The 956-nt window shown below is 58.4% G+C and carries 1 protein-coding gene; it reads left to right on the forward strand.

The features are described from left to right. Positions 1-956, forward strand: a 956-nt coding sequence (gene tssI / locus JAO79_RS16165; RefSeq protein ID WP_199008261.1) for a type VI secretion system tip protein TssI/VgrG, incomplete at both ends; no start/stop codon positions are given.

Genomic DNA, 956 nt, shown 5'->3' on the forward strand with positions numbered 1-956 from the left:
GAAACCGACCTGCAATTTGTCGAACGACTGGCCGCCGAAGAAGGCTGGCACTACCGCTACCAACACGGCAGCGTAGATGGTGAAGAACAACCGGCGCTCGTCATTGCAGACCATCACGGTGATGCACCCAAACTCGCCCTGGTAGAGTGCAACACCAAAGCCGGAGGCAGTACCCGACAGGCCTGCATCTTCAGCTTCGCCTACGAAGAGCGGGTACGGGCGTCATCGGTGGCGATGAAAGATTACACCTTCAAGAACCCCGCTTACGCTCTGACGCACGAACAGAGCGCTGGCGCTGTAAACCACCGAGAAGACTACCAGCATTACGACTACCCCGGCCGCTACAAAGCCGACGCCAGCGGCCAACCATTTACCCAGACTCGGTTAGACGCCCTCAGAAACGATGCTTCCGTCGCCAAAGGCAAAAGCAACCGCCCGGATTTTGCCGCCGGTGCCAAAGTCGAGTTGCAAAACCACGATAGTCAAAGCCTGAACCGGGAATGGCTGCTCACCGCCATCACCCACACCGGAAAACAGCCCCAGGCCCTGGAAGAAGAGGGTGGCAGCGAACCCACCAGTTACCACAACGAATTCACCGCCACCCCGGCCGACAAAACCTGGCGGCCATTGTGCAACCACAAACCGCTAATGGACGGCCCGCAAATGGCCATTGTGACCGGCCCGGAAGGCGAGGAGATTCACTGCGACGACTACGGCCGCGTGAAAGTAAGATTCCCCTGGGACCGTTATTCCAAAAATGACGAACACAGCAGCGCGTGGCTGCGCGTATCTCAAGGCTGGGCCGGTGGCCAATATGGCTTTATGGCCTTGCCGCGAATCGGCAATGAAGTGATTGTTAGCTTCCTTGATGGCGATCCGGATCAACCCATCATCACCGGCCGTACCTACCACGCCACCAACACACCGCCGTATGCGCTGCCGGAACACAAAACCCG

This window comes from Marinobacter litoralis, from assembly GCF_016427555.1.
GTDB lineage: Bacteria > Pseudomonadota > Gammaproteobacteria > Pseudomonadales > Oleiphilaceae > Marinobacter > Marinobacter litoralis_A.